Source organism: Thiocapsa sp. UBA6158 (assembly GCF_002423035.1).
Taxonomy (GTDB): domain Bacteria; phylum Pseudomonadota; class Gammaproteobacteria; order Chromatiales; family Chromatiaceae; genus Thiocapsa.
This window is the reverse complement of sequence record NZ_DIUM01000135.1, coordinates 98,897-117,483: the sequence shown is the minus strand read 5'-3', so window position 1 is coordinate 117,483 and position 18,587 is coordinate 98,897. Positions and strand designations below refer to the sequence as shown.

Below are 18,587 nucleotides of genomic sequence, written 5' to 3'. Positions count from 1 at the left end.
GGAAGGGTCGTCGTGCGCTCCGCCGGCGCTCGCTTCCCCGATCTCGAAGGCCCGGCTCCACCATGATTGCACTGCGCACAACCATCAGCCGCACCACCTGGAAACGCTTCCTCGAAATGCTCGCCATGCTGGCGCGCTCGGAGGTCGGCGGCAAAGCGAAGCTGCTGTTTACCTTGTTGATCCTGCTTCTGTTCGGCATCAACGGCCTGAATGTGCTCAACAGCTATGTCGGCCGGGATTTCATGACGGCCATCGAGAACAAGGACATGAGCGGCTTCACGCACTTCGCCCTCCTTTACGTCGGCGTGTTCGCGCTCTCGACCCTGGTCGCGGTCTATTTTCGCTACAGCGAGGAACGCTTGGGTCTGGTGTGGCGCCACTGGCTGACGGCGCGAGCCGTGGAGCGTTATCTCGATGATCGGACCTATTTTCGCCTGCAGGACACGGTAGATCTGGCCAACCCGGATCAACGCATCAGCGAGGATATCCGCTACCTCACCGCCACGACGCTCTCGTTCGTGCTCCTCTTGCTCAACGCGAGCTTCACGGTGATCGCCTTCTCGGGCGTCATGTGGAGCATCAGCCCGCTCTTGTTCGTCGTGGCCGTTTCCTATGCCGCGCTGGGCTCGTTCATGACGGTGCTCCTGGGTAAGCCGCTGATCCGTTTAAACTACGACCAGCTCGACAAGGAAGCGAACTTTCGCTCGCGCCTGATCCATGTCCGCGAGAACGCCGACTCCATCGCGCTCCTGCGACGCGAGGCCAGGCTGAAATATCAGCTGCTCGAGCGTCTCGAGGATCTGACGACGAATTTCCAACGCATCATCCTGGTGAACCGCAACCTCGGATTCTTTACCACCGGCTACAACTACATGATCCAGATCATTCCGGCCTTGATCGTCGCCCCTTTGTTCATCAAGGGGGAGGCTCAGTTCGGTGTCATCGCCCAATCCGCAATCGCCTTCGCCCATCTGCTCGGCGCCTTTTCGCTGATCGTCACCCAGTTTCAGTCGATCTCGGCCTACACGGCCGTGATCGCGCGCCTGGCGGGGCTGCGCGAGGCGATGGGCGACGACCAAACCTCGAGAGTATCGAACATCGAGATCCGCACCGATAGTGACCGCGTGGCATTCGATGCACTCACGCTGCGCTCGCCGCGCAGCGGGCGAGATCTGGTCAAGGCATTGTCAGCCTCGGTCCCGCGCGGTAAACGCCTCTTGATCATCGCGCCGAACGAGTCGGCCAAGACGGCCCTGTTCCGCGCGACCGCCGGACTTTGGGACGCCGGCGAGGGGCGCATCCTGCGCCCGAAAGACCGTGCACTCATGTTCCTCCCGGAACGGCCCTATCTCCCGCCCGCAACCCTGAGGCATCTGGTCACCCCGAGCGACTCCAACGGCTCCTTCACCGACGAGCGCATCCTCGCGACCTTGCGTGCACTCAAGCTCGAGCCCGCGCTCGTTCGGGCGGGCGGACTCGACGTGGAGCGCAACTGGAACGAGCTGCTCTCGCTCGGCGAGCAGCAGCTTCTGGCGTTCGCGCGGGTGATCCTCGCCGAGCCCGCCTTCGTCATGCTCGACCACCCGACCCGGGCGCTGAGCGAATGCCAGATCGACGAGCTGCTCGCGATGCTGCGCGAGCGCGGGATGACCTACATCACGCTCGGCGACGAGGACGACGATCCCGCCGCCTACGACGAGGTGCTCTTGGTCGCCCAGGACGGGACCTGGAGCGCGCAGACATGAACGAACCCCTCACCGAGATGCAGAACGCCTCGCCGTCGCGAGGCTTCCTGTGGGGTGCCGCGACCTCGGCCTACCAGATCGAGGGCTCTCCGCTCGCCGACCGGGCGGGGCCGAGCATCTGGCATCGCTTCGCCCATACGCCCGGGCGCGTCTTAAACGGCGAAACCGGGGATATCGCCTGCGACCACTACCGGCGCTGGCGCGAGGATGTCGCCCTGATGGCGACGCTCGGTCTGAACGCCTACCGCTTCAGCGTGGCCTGGGCGCGGATCCTCCCCGAGGGCAGCGGGCGGGTGAATCAGCCGGGCCTGGATTTCTATCGACACCTGGTCGATGCGTTGCTGGAGCGGGGGATCGAGCCCATGCTCACCCTCTACCATTGGGATCTCCCCCAGGCGCTCGACGCGCGCGGGGGCTGGGCGAGCGACGCGAGTCCGGGGTGGTTCGCGGACTATGCGCAGATCCTGTATCGCGCCCTCGGCGACCGGGTACGCCTCTGGATCACGCTGAACGAGCCCTGGGTCATCACGGCAGGCGGCTATCTCTACGGCGACCTGGCCCCCGGGCATCGCAATCCGCACGAGACGCCGATCGTCGCGCACAATCTGCTGCGCGCCCATGCCGCGGCCTCGGCGAGCGGTCGTGCCGAGGGGATCGAGCGCATCGGGCTTGCCGTCAACCTGGAACCGCAGTATCCGGCGAGCCCATCGGCGGACGACATCGGCGCGACGGCACGCCGCGACGCCTTCATCAATCGCTGGTTTCTCGACCCGGTCTTCCTCGGCCGCTACCCCGCGGAGATGGAAACCATTTTCGGCAGCGCTTGGCCGCGGCACAGTCCAAGCGAGCTGGACGCCCTGCGCGCCCCGCCGGACTTCATCGGCGTGAACTATTACTCGCGCTCGGTCGTGCGCGCGGATCCGACCGAGGAGCCGGTTGGTGCCCGCCCTGTACGCCAAGACGCGCGCCCGCACACGGCGATGGACTGGGAGGTCTACCCGCAAGGGCTGACCCACATCCTACTCTGGATTCAGGGACGTTACGGCAACCCGCCGGTCTACATCACGGAGAACGGCGCGGCCTTCGACGACCCGCCGCCGGTCGCGGGGCGTCTCCACGACCGACAGCGCATCGCCTATCTGCGCACCCATCTGCGCGCGGCCTCCCGTGCGCTGCGCCGAGGCGTCGATCTGCGCGGTTATTTCGCCTGGTCGCTGCTGGATAATTTCGAGTGGAGCTACGGCTACGCAAAGCGCTTCGGCCTAGTCCACGTCGATCCCGTCGATCGGCAACGCCTGATCAAGGACAGCGGTCGCTTTTATCGCGACGCGATTCGCCGTTACGGCCGCGGCCTGCGGCACGGCGACCTGAGTGCGCGGGACTGATTTGGCTCGGGCCGCGTCGCGCGGGATCTTCGGATGGGATCTCGCGATCTCCGGTCCAAGAGCGCCCCGGCTCGACACCCGGGTTACACTAGTCATCGGCCGCTGAAGTCGTACCCGGAACGAACACCGCTGCAGGAAGAAATCAGGCATGGCGAAAAAGCCGACTGGATCCAAGCCAACCGGATCGAAAAGGGACGCCGCACGCCGCGGCGCATCCAAGCACACCGCATCCAAAACCGCGTCAACGAGCCGTCCGCCTCGGCCCGCGGGCGAGGAAGAGATCGCCGCGGTCAACTCGGGTTCGGCGGTGCCGCACCAGGGCGTATCGCCCCCGGCAGGCACGCCCGAGCGCAAGGCGCCCGAAACCGAGACCTCCCCTTCTGCAGTCTCGGCACACACTCCCCGGACAGCCACCTCCGCCCCGCAGCCTCCGACCGACTCGGTGCCGACGCCGGATGCAGCACGTGCGCCGGGCGAATGGGCTGCGGGCGGCGAGGCGACGCCAGAGCCCGCACCGAAGACCGAGCAAGCGATACCGTCGACCCGCAGCTCCACGCCCGCGGCATCTCCGGCACCGCCCCCGACGCGACCCCGACCGACACGCGACCCGGAGCCCTCGCCGATGCCCCTGCCGGTGCCGGAGCCGGAGCTCGAGAAGCCATCGGCACCACCACCCGAGCCGGTCGTCGAGTCCGAGTCCGAGTCCGAGTCCGAGCCCGAGCCCGAGCCGATCCAGGCGCCGACACCGCCCGCGCCCGCGCGTCCGAGCCTCTTCATCGTCCACATTACGCCCGAGCTGGCCTCGGTCGCCAAGGTCGGTGGGCTGGCCGATGTGGTCTTCGGTCTGAGCCGCGAGCTGGCGATCCGCGGCAATCATGTCGAGATCATCCTGCCGATGTACGCCACCCTGCGGCACGATCAGATCTTCGAGATGCACGAGGTCTACAAGGATCTCTGGGTCCCCTGGTACGACGGCGCGATCCACTGCACGGTCTTTTTCGGCTTCGTGCACGGGCGTAAGTGCTTCTTCATCGAGCCGCACTCGCCGGACAACTTCTTCAACCGCGGCAGCATCTACGGATACAAGGACGACGTCCTACGCTACGCCTTCTTCTCGCGTGCCGCGATGGAGTTCCTCTGGAAGGCGGGCAAGCATCCGGACGTCATCCATGTGCACGACTGGCAGACTGCCCTGGTTCCGGTCTTCCTCTACGAGTTTTATCAGGCGCTCGGGATGACCCATCCGCGGGTGTGTCTGACCATCCACAACTTCGCCCATCAAGGGGTTACTGGGGTCGAGATCCTGCACGCGACCGGACTGCATCGACCGGAACGCTTCTTCAATCAGGATCGCATGGCCGACAACACCTATCCGAAGGCACTGAATCTGCTCAAGGCCGGGATCGTCTATTCGAATTTCATCACCACGGTCTCGCCGCGCTACGCCTTCGAGACCAAAGACCAAGGCCAGGGGTTCGGCTTGGAGCCGACCCTGCATACCCATCACATGAAATACGGCGGTGTGGTCAACGGGATCGACTACGACATCTGGAACCCCGAGGTCGACCACCAGATCCCGGTGCGCTACAGCGTCGAGAGCATCGACGGCAAGTACGACAACAAACGCGCCTTGCGTCATCGCCTGATGCTCGCCGACAACGCAAAGCCGATCGTCGCCTTCATCGGCCGGCTGGACCCGCAAAAGGGTCTGGATCTGGTGCGTCACGCCATCTTCTACACGCTGGAACGCGGCGCCCAGTTCGTGCTGCTCGGATCCAGTCCGGATGAGCGCATCAACGGCGATTTCTGGGGCCTCAAACGGATGCTCAACGACAGCCCCGACTGTCATCTCGAGATCGGCTTCGACGAGGATCTCTCGCACCTCATCTATGCCGGGGCGGACATGATGCTGGTGCCGAGCCGCTTCGAGCCCTGCGGACTGACCCAGCTGATCGCGCTGCGCTACGGCACGGTGCCGGTGGTCCGAGAGGTCGGGGGGCTCGCCGACACCGTCTTCGATAAGGACTATTCGCACCGCCCGCTGCACGAGCGCAACGGCTATGTCTTCCGCGATTTCGACAACGCCGGCTTGGAGTCCGCGCTCGGGCGCGCCATCGCCTGCTATCACAACCATCCCGAGCACTTCAGAGAGTTGATGAAGAACGGGATGCGCACCGATTACTCCTGGAACACGCCCGGCCAGGATTATCTCAATATCTACGACTATATCCGCGAAGGCTGAACGGCCGTCCGACGGCCTCGACCCAGCCCCCAATCCGCCGCGCCTCGGCGCGGCAAGGAGCGTATCGGCTCGATGAAGATCTACAATCTGTTTCCACGGCTCGCCGGACAGTTCAAGGACTGGACACCCCACCTCGAGCGGGCCTCCCGCATGGGTTTCGACTGGGTCTTCGTCAACCCGATCCAGGTGCTCGGCCAGTCACGCTCCCTCTACTCGATCGCGGATCATTTCGCGATCAACGCGACCTTCGTCGCACCAGGAACGGACCGGTCCCCCGAGGAGCAGGTTCGCGCCATGGTCGCGGAGGCCGATCGGCTCGGTCTGGGCATGATGATCGATCTGGTGATCAACCATTGCGCCAAGGACTCGCGACTGGTGCACGAGCACCCGGATTGGTTCGTCCGCGACGGGGACGCCGTCGCCAGCGCCTTCTGTGTCGAGTCCGACGGCAACCGCGTCGTTTGGCACGATCTGGCGCAATTCGATCACCGCGACTCGCCCGATCGCGCAGGTTTGCTTGCCTATTGCGTCAAGATGGTCGAGTACCTGATCGATCTGGGATTTCGGGGCTTTCGCTGCGACGCCGCCTACCAGATCCCGAGGCCGGTCTGGGAGCATCTGATCACGCACATCCGCAAGGCACATCCGGATGTCATCTTCGTCGCCGAGACACTGGGCTGCTCGCCGGAGCAGACGCGCGAGACGGCGGCCGCCGGTTTCGACGCCATCTTCAACAGCTCCAAATGGTGGGACTTCGAGGGCGGATGGCTTCTGGAGCAATACGAGCAGACGCGCCGGCTGGTCCCCTCGATCAGCTTCCCGGAGAGTCACGACACCGAGCGGCTCTTCCACGAATCCGGCGGCAACCCGAACGCCATGAAGCAGCGCTATCTCTTCGCCGCGCTCTTCTCGGCAGGCATCATGAGCCCGATCGGTTTCGAGCACGGTTTCAGACGGCGTCTCGACGTCGTGAACACCCGCCCCGAGGACTGGGAGGGCACGAACCTCGATCTCACCGACTTCATCGCCGAAGTCAACCGGATCAAGGACCGTTTCCCGGTGTTCCAGCAGGAGGGGCCGATCGAGCGCCTCCATCATTCGAATCCGGCCATCCTCCTGCTGCGCAAAGGATCCGATACGGGTCGGGACACGGCATTGCTCGCATTGAACAAGGATCCCTGGAATCACCAACACCTGCGGATCGACGACATCTGCCAGGTCGCCCGAGCAGCCGATCCCATGCTGGATGTCTCGCCGGAGTCACCTTTGGACCGACTGCCGACACCCTTCGAGCTTGAACTCGGCCCGGGCATGGGTCGCGTCTGGGTGACCCCGGCCGTGCGCACCGACAGCGAATCCGGCAGCGCACGGCGTCGGAGCGAAGACCGGACGCAGGTCGCCTAAACCGCGCCCGGTGCGGTCTGCGTCATTTTGTTGGAATGGCTTGGCCGCGCCAGCTCCGGGAACTGTCGGAACTGGCGCGGTTGAGGAGCGATTCAAAACCGATCGCAACATGCCTTGTTGAGAACATAAACAAGAACCGTTATCATTCGCTCAGAATCACTTGTGGCGAGCCGGCGCTGTGCCGGCCCGGTCCAACACCGACAAGGAACACTGAGCATGAGCGATCACGGCAACGGTCAACAGGGACACCCAGCGGCAACCGGTCAGCCGCCGTCCGACACACCGCAGCAAGGCGCATCCACAGCGGGCTACGCTCCCGGCGCATCCGCTGTTCATCCGGCCCCGACTCAGGGCGCGAACACCGCTCCTGCGAACGGCCCTCATGCCGGGATGCCGGGCGCCTATCCCGGCCCGACCCCATACCTCGGTCAGCCCGGTTACGGCGCACCCCCGCCTTATCCGGGGATGCAGCCGGGCACGTTTTCGGGCGTGCATCCAGGCCAGGCGCCCCACCCGGCAGGCTACGGCCACCCACCGGGTGTCGATCCGTACTGGGCGGCCTACCATGCTCAAGCCCACGCCGCCTATGCCTCGCCGTCGCCCTATGCCGGCATGGTCCCGCCCTGGATGCCGCACCCGGATTACGCACCGGCTTTCGGCGCCATGCCCGCTCAGACGCACGTTTCCGGCGGCGGTCATGGACCGCGAGGTCCGGGGATGTCCGAGCTGGTGGACGAGATCGCCAATGGCGGGAACGGCTTGTCGAGTCTGTCCAAGATGTTGAATCTGGAGGATTCGGAGTTCTGGAAGGGCGCACTCCTCGGCGCTGCGGCCGTCCTTGTGTTGACGAACGAATCCGTTCAAGGCGCCCTGTTCAAGACAGGTGCGAAGGCGACGTCGGTGCTCAAGACGGGAGTCGATCGCGTCAAGGAAGGCCCGCAGCGACCGCGGCCGACAGATCGGGCGGAGCCATCCGATGTCTGATCACGGGCTCGTTCAAATACCGGCTCAATCTGCGAGCCGGGCCGGCGGCGCGGACTGCGCGACCCTGGTCCGACTCGCCACCTTGGGCGCCGTCGTCGGCGGCAGCGTCGCCGCCGCATCCAACCTGCAACGCGTCGAATCCGGCGATCTGACCGCAACCGCCGCCGTCGCCGAGACCGGCAAGACGGCCATTACCGCAGCCGTCGCCACCGCCATCGGTGGTGCGGCTGCGTCCAGCGTCGCCGAACAGGGCCTGATGCGTCTCGGCATCATGTTCGCGGCGGGCACTCTAGCGCTCTACGGCCTGCAGCGTTGGGCAGAGGCCCGGGGCGACTCCCATGAGTGATCATCGTCAGCGTCAACGTCACGGCGTACACAAAAACCTCGCCGAAGGGATTGGCGGCCTGCTCGTCGGTGCAGCGCTCGTCTTGCTCGTGCGCTCCGTGCTCAAGGCTCGGGCGCGGTCGGCCTCGACGCAGACGCCCCCGTCACCGGCGCCCGCACCCTCAGGGAACCAGCCGTACGCACCGGATGCGCGCCCCATGAGCGGTCCTTGAGTGCGAACCGATCGCCCGGCGACACCCCGATGAGCCTCGTCCCTTATCACTTCAGACCGGCCAGCAGCCGCGCTGCCGACACTTTCACACGGAGACGGATCGACATGAACAGACCTTATTACCCTCACGGTGACCCGATGGCGGCCAACCCGAGCGCACAGGTGCCCGGGGTTCAATCCAATAGCCAAGCCGGCGGCCAAGCCTCGCCGATGGTCGGTTATGCCGCCTACGGGTCGGCCGCACCGGGATACGGATACGCGCAAGGCTATGGTGCGATGCAGGCCGGGGACGCCTACCCTCGGCAGGCACAGCAGACAAGCTCGTTCCTGAACTTCAGCAACGATCGCTTCCTGAAAGGACTGCTGATCGGTGCCGCTGCGACCTATCTGCTCACCAACGAGAGCGTCCAGCGCACCGCGATCAAAGGCGTGGTCCAGGTCTGGTCGGCACTGCAGGGCGGCATCGAGGAGGCCAAGGAACGCTTTCATGACGCCGAGGCCGAGCTTCACCATGCGGCCCAGTCCAAGAAAGAGGCCGGCTGACCCCCCACGGCTGAACCCCGTCTCGCCGTCGCCGCAGCCCTTCTCAAGGAAGCGCTGCGCGACGGGCGCTGCGCACATCACCGAAACTCATATCACCCCGGACGTGGTTTAGCGGACTTATGGACCTCGACTCACCCTCATCCAACGTCGGCTATCGCATCGTCCACGAGCTTCCGGGGCGCGTGCGGCTGCGCATCCCCGCACTCGGCAGACCGGGTTTCGAGCCCGAGGACATCGAGGACTGGATGGAGCTCCTCGGCGCGGTGGCCTCGGCTCGGGCCAATCGCGGGGCACGCACTCTGGTCGTCGACTACCGACCATCCGCAGGGGCGCGAACGGCCGTACTGAACCGGCTGAAAGCCTACTCGCCGCCGGCCGAAAACCTGTCCTCGCATGGCGGCTCGCGCGACGCCGAGATCGCGCCCATGGTGAGCGCTGTAGCGACCATTGCACTCCTGCCCTTTCTGAGCCGCCCGCTCCAAGTCGCGCTCACGGTGGCCAACGTCGCTTCGACCGTGGGGACCGGGGCCGAGACCCTGATCCGCAAGGGCATCAAGGTCGAGGTGCTGGACGCGCTTGCGATCGGTCTCTCCACGGCCAGGGGCGAGCTCTACACGGCGAACATCACCGACTTCCTGCTCGCGCTCGGCAACTTCCTCGAGCGGCGCACCGAGCGCCAGTCGGACCGTCTGTTGCGCAAGCTGCTGCGACCCGAGCCCGCAATGGCCTGGGTCGAGCGCGACGGCGAGCTGACACAGATTCCGGGCGATCAGGTCATGCCCGGCGAGGTGGTCGTGGTCGGCACGGGTGAGACCATTCCGGTCGACGGACGGGTCGTCGGCGGCAGCGCCCTGGTGAATCAGGCCGCCGTCACCGGCGAGGACGTCCCGGTGCGCAAGGAAGCGCCGCGCCGCGCCATCTCGGGCTCGGTCCTGGTCGAGGGCCGGCTGCGGATCGAGGCGACGCAGGTCGGCGAGGAGACCACGACGGCACGCATCTCGCGCTTCATCCAGGAGTCACTCGACAAGCGCTCCGACACGCAGCGCGAGGCCGACCGACTCGCCGATCAGCGGGTCTATTTGACCCTGGGAACGGGCGCAGCGGTCTACGGGGTGACCCGCAACCTCACCCGCCTGCAATCCGTGTTTCTCGTCGATTACTCCTGCGCGCTCAAGCTGGGCACGCCGGTCGCCTTCAAGTCCGGGATGTATCAAGCCGCCGCGCACGGCGTCCTGATGAAAGGCGGCGAGGCGATCGAGCACCTCGCCGGTGTCGACACCATCGTCTTCGACAAGACAGGCACGCTGACCCACAGCGAGCTCGAGGTCACTGATGTCGTCGTCCTGAGGAAAGAGGCCAATTGTACCGAGACGGCACTCCTCGCACTCGTCGCCTCGGTCGAGGAGCACGCCGCCCATCCGGTGGCCAACGCCGTCGTGGAAGCGGCGCGCTCGCGCGATCTACGGCATATCTCGCACGGCGAGGTCGATTATCTGGTCGCGCACGGTCTGTCGGCCGACGTCCAGGGCGAGCAGATCCTGGTCGGCAGTCGCCATTACCTGGAGGAGCATCGGGGAATCGCGTTCGATGATCATGCCGAGCAGATCGCGCGTCTCGAAGAGGAGGGCAAGATCCTGCTCTTCGTCGGCAACACCCATGGACCGGTCGGGCTGATCGCCCTGCGCGACACCTTGCGGGCCGAGACACGCGAGACGCTCGAGCGTCTGCGGGCACAAGGGATTCGTCGTCTGGTGATGATCACGGGCGATCGCCGCCAAAAGGCCGAGGCTTTGGCCCGCGAGTTGGGCCTCGACGCCGTCTACGCGGAGGTCGCGCCGGAGGAAAAAGCCGACCTGATCGCCCGCTTCCAGGCGGACGGCAGCCGCGTGGCCTTCGTCGGCGACGGTGTGAACGACGGTCCGGCACTGGTCGCCGCAGACGTCGGCATCGCCATGCCGCGCGGCGCCGACATCGCCCGCGCCACCGCCGATATCCTGCTGATGGACGACCGTCTCGGAGCCGTGGCCGACGCGCGCGAGATCGCGACCAAGACCATGGCCCTGATCCGCGGCAACTTCCGCGCGGCCATCGGGATCAACACCGGCATCCTCGCCGGCGCGATCGGCGGTGTCCTCTCGCCGGTTGCGAGCGCCCTGCTGCACAACGGCACCACCATCGGCATCCTCTTCAATGCGCTGAAGGGTGTGCGGCTCGAAGGGGAGACCGACCGGACGTCGAGCGCCCGACTGGAACGGATCAAGGACATCGTCCGTCGTTAAACCGCATCCGCTAGGACATGCACGGTCCTCGCCCGGACGCGATCTCGCGCATATCCTCGAACGGCGGCGCAGACGCGGTTTAGGCGCGGGGTAGCCGGACCGGCGCACCGAAGAAGACCAGCACCGTGAGATCCTCCTCGACATCGAAAAAGGCATGATCGCAGGCGGCATGCACGTACATCAGCGTACCTTCACGCACCGCATGCTCGCTGTCCCCGACCCGCAGTCGCCCTCGCCCGCCGAGCACGAGATACAGCTCGTCCTCCTCGTGCGCGCTCGCCATGTCGCGCGATCCGGCAGGGAGGTGATAGACCGAGCAGCTGAGCGAGGGTGTGCGCAGAAACTCCTTGAGCGACAGGGTTCCCGGCTCGACGCGTGCCATCAGCTCCTCGAGCTGGAAGACCAACCAATCATCGTCATTGTTCATCGTGCGCATTCTCGTCGTGAAAGCTGATGCATGGACCGGTCAAGTCCCGCTGCTCGTGTCTTGGAGCGAGCCGCTTGAAGGGAATCGGCGCGGGACTCCCGGTCGAGTGTTTGTCTTGCGGATCCGAAGACCCCGAGAGAATACCGGTAATGCGAAGGATTTGCATTTGCTGATGACCGGTCATACCATGCGGTTGTCGTCATCCGCTCTTCCATCGCGAGGCATCCGTCCATGAGTCACTATATCCATCACGTGCCCGGCCGCCTACGGATTCGTTCGAGCTCGTTTCGGTGCGACCCGGTCAGCGCACGTCTCGCCGAAGGCGAGCTGCTTGCCACCGAAGGGGTGCGTGAGGTGCGCGTGAATCCACGCGCAGGCAGCATCACCGTCCATTACGAGACCGAACGCCTGACCCAAGCGCAGATCCTGGAAAGACTTGAGCAGGTCGGCTGTCTCGGTGCCTCGATCCGCACCGATTCGGGTGCGACGCGCGTGCACGAGGTCTTCGGCAAGGCATTGGCCGGCGCCGTCATGCAGAAGGCCGTCGAACGCTCGGCCGTGCGGCTGGTCAGCGTGCTGCTCTGATCGCGCCCGACTTGGGCGCGAGGCGTGAGGATGCCGTCATGTTACGCTAAGCACGCCCACGATCGGCGAGCCGCATCGGGAGACGCGCCCTCATGCTCGACATCAGCGCCCTCGAGAAAGTCATCGCCCGATTGGCGGAAGGCATAGCCCGGTATCAACAGGCCATCACGGACACACAGATCCGTGATGGCCTGATTCAGCGCTTCGAGTTTACCTACGAGCTCAGCCACAAGATGCTGAAACGTGATCTTGTATCTGTCTCGCCCAGTCCCGACACCGATCAAAGCAGGGCCTTGCAGGATCTGATCCGCTCGGGCAACGCACAGGGTCGGCTGCAGTGTGACTGGCCTACTTGGCGCCGATACAGCGAGATGCGCGGTATGACCAGCCACACCTACGACGAAGACACGGCACTTGCGGTCGTCGACGCCATTCCGTCATTTCTCGCCGAGGCGACCTATCTGCGTGACCGGTTGAAGGAACGCGGAACATGACCGAGGCGGCCGCCGCACCCCCGATCGACATCGGTCCCGATCACTGGACGATCGTCCGCGACATTCTCGATCGGCATCTCCCGCACTGCGAGGTCCGGGCCTTCGGCTCGCGCACCAAAGGGACCCGCTCGGCCCTACTCGGATCTGGCTCTCGCGATCATCACCGACGAACCCCTTTCCCTGGATGCCCGCGCCGCACTGGCCGAGGATTTCTCCGAGTCCGACCGGCCTTGGCGTGTCGATGTCGTGGATTGGGCCGCTGCGAGCGAATCGTTCCAGAGGATTATCGCGCAGGACAGCGTCATCCTCCGACATGCCGATGCCTGCGTGTCCGAACCACCACAGGGCATCCGCCTGAACCCGCGACGCGCGGCTAGATCAACCGATAGGCGTTGATATCCGCCGCATAAGGGAGTCGGTCCTCGGCCCGTCCGCCTTCGAACGCATCCTTGAAGAGCAGCTTGAGTTCGGGGTTTCGATGCACGGGTTCTCCCGCGAAGTAACCGTGGGCATTGCCCACGCCATCGGCACGGGTGATGTCGATATAGCGTGCGTTCGCCGCGAACAGGTTCTTGAGGTCATGGCCGAGCCGGGCCCGCTGCGCCTCGCCCGGTTTGCGACGCGACCACGCAAGGGCAAAGTCGTTCTCGTTGATGACGACATAGAGACGGTTGCGGAACTGAATGCGCTGGACCCAGGTCTCGTGAGCCGCGTTGTTCGTATCCTCGGCGACCAGAGAGACATTGTCGAAGATCAGCTTCGCGGCGGCCGCAGCACTGGGTTGCAGCGCGTACTTGAGTACATAGTTGCCCATGCTGTGGCAGATCAGATTGAGCGTGACCTTGCAGTCCTCGGCCAAGAGCTGCGTGAAGCGCGCCTGAATGGCCTCCCGGTTGCCTCGACTGCCGTCTTCAGCCAGCGCCTGCTGCCAGAATGCCTCGCGACGCGCCTCGGTCAGCTTCTCGTGGTAAAACTGGACCTTCTCGAAGAAGCGGTTCAGCGCGCCCATCGAGACTCGCGCATCCTGTTTGTCGTCGAGGTAGTCCGCCGTCCCGCTGACCGCCCCGCCGCCGTTCGCCGGCCAACTAAAAGGCAGGACGATGACGTTGTAGAGCGCCTCGAGCGTCTCCGCCGTGCCCAGCACGTCCTTCATGTCGTTGTTGTAGCCGTGCACATAGATGAGCAGGTGACGCTTCTCGCGCGCCGCCTGCTCCATCAGATCGCAAGCCACCCGCAGGCTCGCGTACCAATCCTCGCGCTCGTCGATGTCGAGCGCGTGCCGCCGCTTCAGCTCCCGCACCTCGGCCTGCGTCAGCTTGTCTGTGAGCAGCTCGGTAATGTAGTGGGAACCTTGCTTGGTGACCTGCACGAGCCGCAGCTCGTTGGGGCCGACCGTATTCGGCGTATTTCCGAACACATCCAAACCTCCTTGCGCGCGTTGACCTTCCGATTCGTGACGACATACATCGAGATACCCTCCTGATTGCCCCCGACGAAAATCGCCCGAAACCCACCACCCTATCGGCATCGGTCCGGGACGAATAAACCTTCTATTTGCGTGCAAGAAAGGTCACGAACGAAAGCCTCGCGTTGAGAATCTCCACGGAGCGAAAGCCGATCTGCCTCAACTTGACCAGGTACCAATCCAAAGGATAAGGCACGAGAACGTCCTTCAATGCCTCCTCCTTGTAATCGACATACTCCTGACTCAATCCCGCATCCGACTTGAATTGCCTATAGAGACGATCCATCATCGAAGACAACATCACCTTTTCGGTCAAGACAAGAAAGCCCCCGTCTTCGAGCCCCGCATGGATGTCTCTTAAGTAGTCTTCGCGTTCTTTGATGAAATGGAGTGTCCAGTTCGCGGTCACCAGCCGATAGGGCCCATGCTCGGGCGGAAACCTGTCGGAACGGATATAGGTCACTTCCCGATCGGTCGTGTTGAATGCACGCTCGAGCATATCGCGTGAGTTGTCGACGCCGTACAAACGCCGATAGCCGTGCGCGTAAAGACGTTTCAATGCCTCGCCCAAGGCACAGCCGACATCGATCACCGGTGCGTCCTTATCCAGAAACATGTCGGCAACCTCGATGCAGACGTCAAGCACGCGTCCGTAATCGGGGATATTTTGACGCGCCTCGGCCGGAAAATTATCCGCCACCGTTTGATCGAAAAGCCATTTCTTGTCCGACAACGCCTGTGTTTTCGGCTCGACAAAGAGCCGATGTTTTTCGAAGCCGGCCCATGCCTCGATTTTGGCGTCCTCTGTCGGATGGACCAACTCATCCGTCAGACCCCGACAGATGCTGTCCACCTTCCGAAACGACTCGATGTAGCGCACCGAGTAGGTTTCGGATGGATCCCCCCGGAAATGATCAATCACGCCCTTGATGTGCTTCGGCATCGTCGGCCTACCCACGGACTCGAACCCCATGGTGCCGAGTACAATCGACAGTGCCGACGGAGAGATACGCACACCGATCCCCTGCACGTGCTGCTCGGCGTCGGCCACCACCATGGACTGCTCGGTCGTGATCTCGACGATCGGGGCTTTGGGATTACAGACATTCGGATACGGATGGACCCCTTCGATGATCAGCGTCTCCTTGCAGATTCGCGCGACCTTCGCGAGCAGGTCGTGATAGTTCAAGAAGGCGTCGATCACGCCGAGCATCACGACAACGTCGAATTCATCCCTATTCTCGTCCAGGAAATCCTCGATGGCGCCCTGCTCGATCCTGACACGATCGGAATAATGCCCGAGAAGACGCCGCGATTGCTCCGCATAGGCGGTCTGAGCCTCGACGCCGGTGTAGTGCCGAGCACCATGGAACAAGACCCACTGGCCCGTCGCGCCAAGACAAGAACCGAGGTCAAGGACGGTCTTATCCCGAATATTCCACTCGGCGAACATAGCCGCGTGAGGCTTCTCCAACTGCTCTTTATTGGCGGGCGACAAAAGACGTTGCGGTCTGTGGTCCGGAGTATAGAACTCCGGATAATCGTCGTAGGGTGATTTCATGACCAGCAGCTTGCCCACCTCCGAGATGACACAGCAGGGCGACCGATCCGGATCCGTCCGCGAGATGACGGTGAGGTGTGTTACGACACCACCGGCAATCCGTCACCGGCGTGCGCGTGTGCTCCCGCCGGTCAGCGAGCCCATGATCCCGCGAATCAACTGACGACCAATCTGGCTGCCGAGCGAGCGCATGGCGCTGGTCGCGAAGGCTTCGACCGGGGTCTGGCGTGTGCTGGCGCGTCGGGCGGGCGCCTTGCCGGTCGAGGACGCCGAGGCGCTCTTGCCGCTGCGGCCGAAGTACTCGGACAGATCCGGGATCTCGGGCGCGGCCGAGGCCGCCGCGGCTTGTTCGGCTCGTTGCTCCAGGATCTCGTAGGCGGAGACTCGGTCGATCGCGACCTCGTAAACACCCTTCACCAACGACTCATCCATGACGGCCTTGCGAACCTCGGGCTCGATGGGGCCGAGATGGCTCCCGGGCGGCGCGATCTTCACCCGCTGCACGATCCCCGGAATCCCCTGCTCGTCGAGGGTCGAGGCGAGTGCCTCGCCGACGCCGAGTGCGGTGATGGTGGCCTCGGTGTCGAGCGCCGGATTCTGTCTGAAGGTCTCCGCGGCGACCCGCACCGCGCGTTGGTCGCGCGGCGTGAAGGCGCGCAGGGCGTGCTGGATACGGTTGCCGAGCTGCCCGAGGACGGTGTCCGGGACATCCATCGGGTTCTGGGTCACGAAATAGACCCCGACACCCTTGGAGCGGATCAGCCGCACGACCTGCTCGACCTTGTCGAGCAGAACCTTGGGTGCGTCCTTGAACAGCAGATGTGCCTCGTCGAAAAAGAAGACCAGCTTGGGCTTATCCTGGTCCCCCGCCTCGGGCAGCTCCTCGAACAGCTCCGACAGCAGCCAGAGCAGGAAGGTAGAGTAGATCGCGGGGGTATGGATGAGCTTATCCGCGGCGAGGATATTGATATAGCCGTGGCCGTTCTCGTCGGTCTGCATCATGTCCTGCAACGCGAGCGCGGGCTCACCGAAGAGACGATCTCCGCCCTGCTTCTCGATGACCAGCAGGCGGCGCTGAATCGCGCCCACACTCGCCGGCGAGACGTTGCCGTAACGGGTCTGGAGCTCCGCGGCGTTCTCGGCCACATGGGCCAACAAGGCGCGCAAGTCCTTCAAATCGAGGAGCAGCCAGCCGTTCTCGTCGGCGACATGAAAGACGATGTTGATGACGCCTTCCTGCACCTCGTTGAGATTCAGGAGCCGCGACAACAACACCGGTCCCATCTCGGTGAGTGTGGTGCGGACCGGATGGCCCTGTTGTCCCTCGATGTCCCAGAACATCACCGGATTGCCGGCAAAGACGAAACCTTCCTCCTGCTCCAGACCCATTTCGGCGACCCGCTCGGCAACACGCCGATTGCCGCCGCCCGGCTGGCTGATGCCCGCGAGATCGCCCTTGACGTCGGCAAGGAACACGGGCACGCCGATGCGGCTGAATTGCTCGGCGAGCCGCTGCAGGGTCACCGTCTTGCCCGTACCCGTCGCACCCGCGACCAGACCGTGCCGGTTGGCCATGCGCGAGAGGATCGAGACCGGCTCGGGCCCTTTGCCGACGAGGATGGACTGGCTCATGACAAGCACTCCGTGTATGGCGAATGTGGATGATCCGAAGAACCGACTCCGGCAATGCGCAGAAGGACGGTGCCGATCGGTCGAGGTGTCAAGTATACCGAGCGCGTCCCGCCGCGACCGCGCGGACTTGTGTCGCCTCTACTCGTGACCACCTACCGCGACAGTCATCTTCACTGTTGCCCCGGGGATTCTCCGATGTCGCTTACACAACCCCGATCACATCGCACCCTTGCGGTGGTCGCCGCCACGCTTCTGCTGGCCGGATGTCTCCCGACGACGGGACCGACCCTGACCGCCTCCGAGGCGTTCGAACGCACGAACAGCGGCGAGGTGACCTTGATCGACATCCGCACGCCGATGGAGTGGCGCCAAACCGGGGTCGCGCAAGGCGCGCATCGCATCGACATGCGCCACCCGAAAGGGCCGGAGGGCTTCGCGGATCGGGTTTTGGCCGAGGTCGGCGGCGACAAGGACGCCCCGGTCGCACTCATCTGCCGGACCGGTAACCGCAGCGGTCACGTGCAGAAGGCGCTCCTCGACCGAGGATTCACCAACGTCTACAACGTCCTCGGCGGGATGGCCGGAAGCCGCGCCGGGGCCGGCTGGATTCGAGAGAGCTTGCCGGTGGAGCCTTGTCCGCGCTGTTGAGCCGGGTCGCGTGTGCCACGCTTCCTTCCAGCGACCCGTGTCGGCCGCCGCTCAGTCCGGCTCGGCGAGCGAGTCGATGTCGATCTCCCAGCGGTCGAGCATTTGGCGATAGATCACGAGCTCGGCGTCGGAGAAAAAGCCGTCCGAGCGCGCCAGCAGCAGGAGCATCCGAGCCAAGTTCCGACGCGAGATGCGGTCCGTGACCGGCGCCAAGATGGTGTCGACCCAATCCGGGTCGGCGAGCCCGACGAAGCGCGCCGTACCCGCATGAGCGATGAGGTCGTCGCAGTAACCGTCGAAGATCCGCGCGAAGTCATCGCGGTCGACGCCGAAGCGCTCGAAGACGCCGAGCTCCTCGAGCATCTCCATCTCCTCGTCCTTCACCTCGCCATCGCCGATGATGAAGAGTGAGATGACGCGCAGCATGGCCTCGGCGCTGTTGTCCGCGTAGGGGGTGATCTCGGGCATCCTCGTCCTGGCTCCTCAGTGATTTCGTTTTCGTGACGGTCGAGCGATGATCGCACAAACCCGAGCGCGCCGCCGTGTGCAGGCCCGGATCCAAGCCCGGACCTAAGTCGGCCCCCTCGGGTTTGCGTTCTCGGGAGCAGAGGCTCCAAAATGGTGCCGGCTCCGGGTA

Annotated in this window: 16 protein-coding genes; 11 read left to right on the top strand and 5 right to left on the bottom strand. The window is 64.4% G+C overall.

Annotated features, from left to right (window positions below; genetic code table 11):
- The first annotated feature begins 62 nt into the window (after positions 1-62).
- From B4N44_RS18455 to B4N44_RS18420, 8 genes are all read left to right on the top strand, one after another.
- Positions 63-1,745, top strand: coding sequence for an ABC transporter ATP-binding protein/permease (locus B4N44_RS18455; RefSeq protein WP_296704092.1), 1,683 nt, complete (start codon positions 63-65; stop codon positions 1,743-1,745).
- Complete coding sequence (locus B4N44_RS18450; protein ID WP_296704091.1) at positions 1,742-3,130, top strand: GH1 family beta-glucosidase; 1,389 nt, start codon at positions 1,742-1,744, stop codon at positions 3,128-3,130. The genes B4N44_RS18455 and B4N44_RS18450 overlap by 4 nt, the downstream gene beginning before the upstream one ends.
- Positions 3,131-3,752: 622 nt before the next feature.
- Positions 3,753-5,372: a glycogen synthase gene (locus B4N44_RS18445; RefSeq protein ID WP_296704089.1), complete on the top strand. Its 1,620-nt coding sequence runs from the start codon at positions 3,753-3,755 to the stop codon at positions 5,370-5,372.
- A 72-nt stretch (positions 5,373-5,444) separates the two neighbouring features.
- Positions 5,445-6,776, top strand: a complete 1,332-nt coding sequence (locus tag B4N44_RS18440; RefSeq protein ID WP_296704087.1) for an alpha-amylase family glycosyl hydrolase — start codon at positions 5,445-5,447, stop codon at positions 6,774-6,776.
- Between the two features lie 216 nt (positions 6,777-6,992).
- A complete protein-coding gene (locus B4N44_RS18435; protein WP_296704084.1) occupies positions 6,993-7,760 on the top strand; it encodes a hypothetical protein in 768 nt (255 codons plus the stop codon).
- Positions 7,753-8,106: a hypothetical protein gene (locus tag B4N44_RS18430; RefSeq protein ID WP_296704083.1), complete on the top strand. Its 354-nt coding sequence runs from the start codon at positions 7,753-7,755 to the stop codon at positions 8,104-8,106. The genes B4N44_RS18435 and B4N44_RS18430 overlap by 8 nt, the downstream gene beginning before the upstream one ends.
- A gap of 315 nt (positions 8,107-8,421) precedes the next feature.
- Positions 8,422-8,859 (top strand): hypothetical protein, encoded by a 438-nt coding sequence (locus B4N44_RS18425; RefSeq protein WP_296704080.1) that lies wholly within the window; start codon positions 8,422-8,424, stop codon positions 8,857-8,859.
- Between the two features lie 119 nt (positions 8,860-8,978).
- A complete protein-coding gene (locus B4N44_RS18420) occupies positions 8,979-11,138 on the top strand; it encodes a heavy metal translocating P-type ATPase (protein ID WP_296704078.1) in 2,160 nt (719 codons plus the stop codon).
- Between the two features lie 79 nt (positions 11,139-11,217).
- Here the strand turns inward: B4N44_RS18420 and B4N44_RS18415 are convergent, their stop codons facing one another.
- Complete coding sequence (locus B4N44_RS18415) at positions 11,218-11,565, bottom strand: cupin domain-containing protein (RefSeq protein WP_296704076.1); 348 nt, start codon at positions 11,563-11,565, stop codon at positions 11,218-11,220.
- A gap of 231 nt (positions 11,566-11,796) precedes the next feature.
- Here B4N44_RS18415 and B4N44_RS18410 point away from each other — a divergent pair, with 231 nt between their 5' ends.
- Complete coding sequence (locus B4N44_RS18410; protein ID WP_296704073.1) at positions 11,797-12,150, top strand: HMA2 domain-containing protein; 354 nt, start codon at positions 11,797-11,799, stop codon at positions 12,148-12,150.
- Between the two features lie 92 nt (positions 12,151-12,242).
- The gene (locus B4N44_RS18405; protein ID WP_296704070.1) at positions 12,243-12,644 is read left to right on the top strand and encodes a nucleotidyltransferase substrate binding protein; all 402 of its coding nucleotides are present in this window, start codon (positions 12,243-12,245) and stop codon (positions 12,642-12,644) included.
- Between the two features lie 373 nt (positions 12,645-13,017).
- On the opposite strand, the gene B4N44_RS18400 is transcribed toward B4N44_RS18405, so the two are convergent.
- From B4N44_RS18400 to B4N44_RS18390, 3 genes are all read right to left on the bottom strand, one after another.
- Positions 13,018-14,061, bottom strand: coding sequence for an alpha/beta hydrolase (locus tag B4N44_RS18400; protein WP_296704068.1), 1,044 nt, complete (start codon positions 14,059-14,061; stop codon positions 13,018-13,020).
- A 133-nt stretch (positions 14,062-14,194) separates the two neighbouring features.
- Positions 14,195-15,670 (bottom strand): class I SAM-dependent methyltransferase, encoded by a 1,476-nt coding sequence (locus tag B4N44_RS18395; RefSeq protein WP_296704065.1) that lies wholly within the window; start codon positions 15,668-15,670, stop codon positions 14,195-14,197.
- A gap of 102 nt (positions 15,671-15,772) precedes the next feature.
- A complete protein-coding gene (locus B4N44_RS18390) occupies positions 15,773-17,302 on the bottom strand; it encodes a helicase HerA-like domain-containing protein (RefSeq protein WP_296704063.1) in 1,530 nt (509 codons plus the stop codon).
- A gap of 195 nt (positions 17,303-17,497) precedes the next feature.
- Between B4N44_RS18390 and B4N44_RS18385 the strand changes: the two genes are divergently transcribed.
- Complete coding sequence (locus tag B4N44_RS18385) at positions 17,498-17,950, top strand: rhodanese-like domain-containing protein (RefSeq protein ID WP_296704059.1); 453 nt, start codon at positions 17,498-17,500, stop codon at positions 17,948-17,950.
- A 51-nt stretch (positions 17,951-18,001) separates the two neighbouring features.
- On the opposite strand, the gene B4N44_RS18380 is transcribed toward B4N44_RS18385, so the two are convergent.
- A complete protein-coding gene (locus B4N44_RS18380) occupies positions 18,002-18,418 on the bottom strand; it encodes a TerB family tellurite resistance protein (protein WP_296704057.1) in 417 nt (138 codons plus the stop codon).
- Between the last annotated feature and the right edge of the window lie 169 nt (positions 18,419-18,587).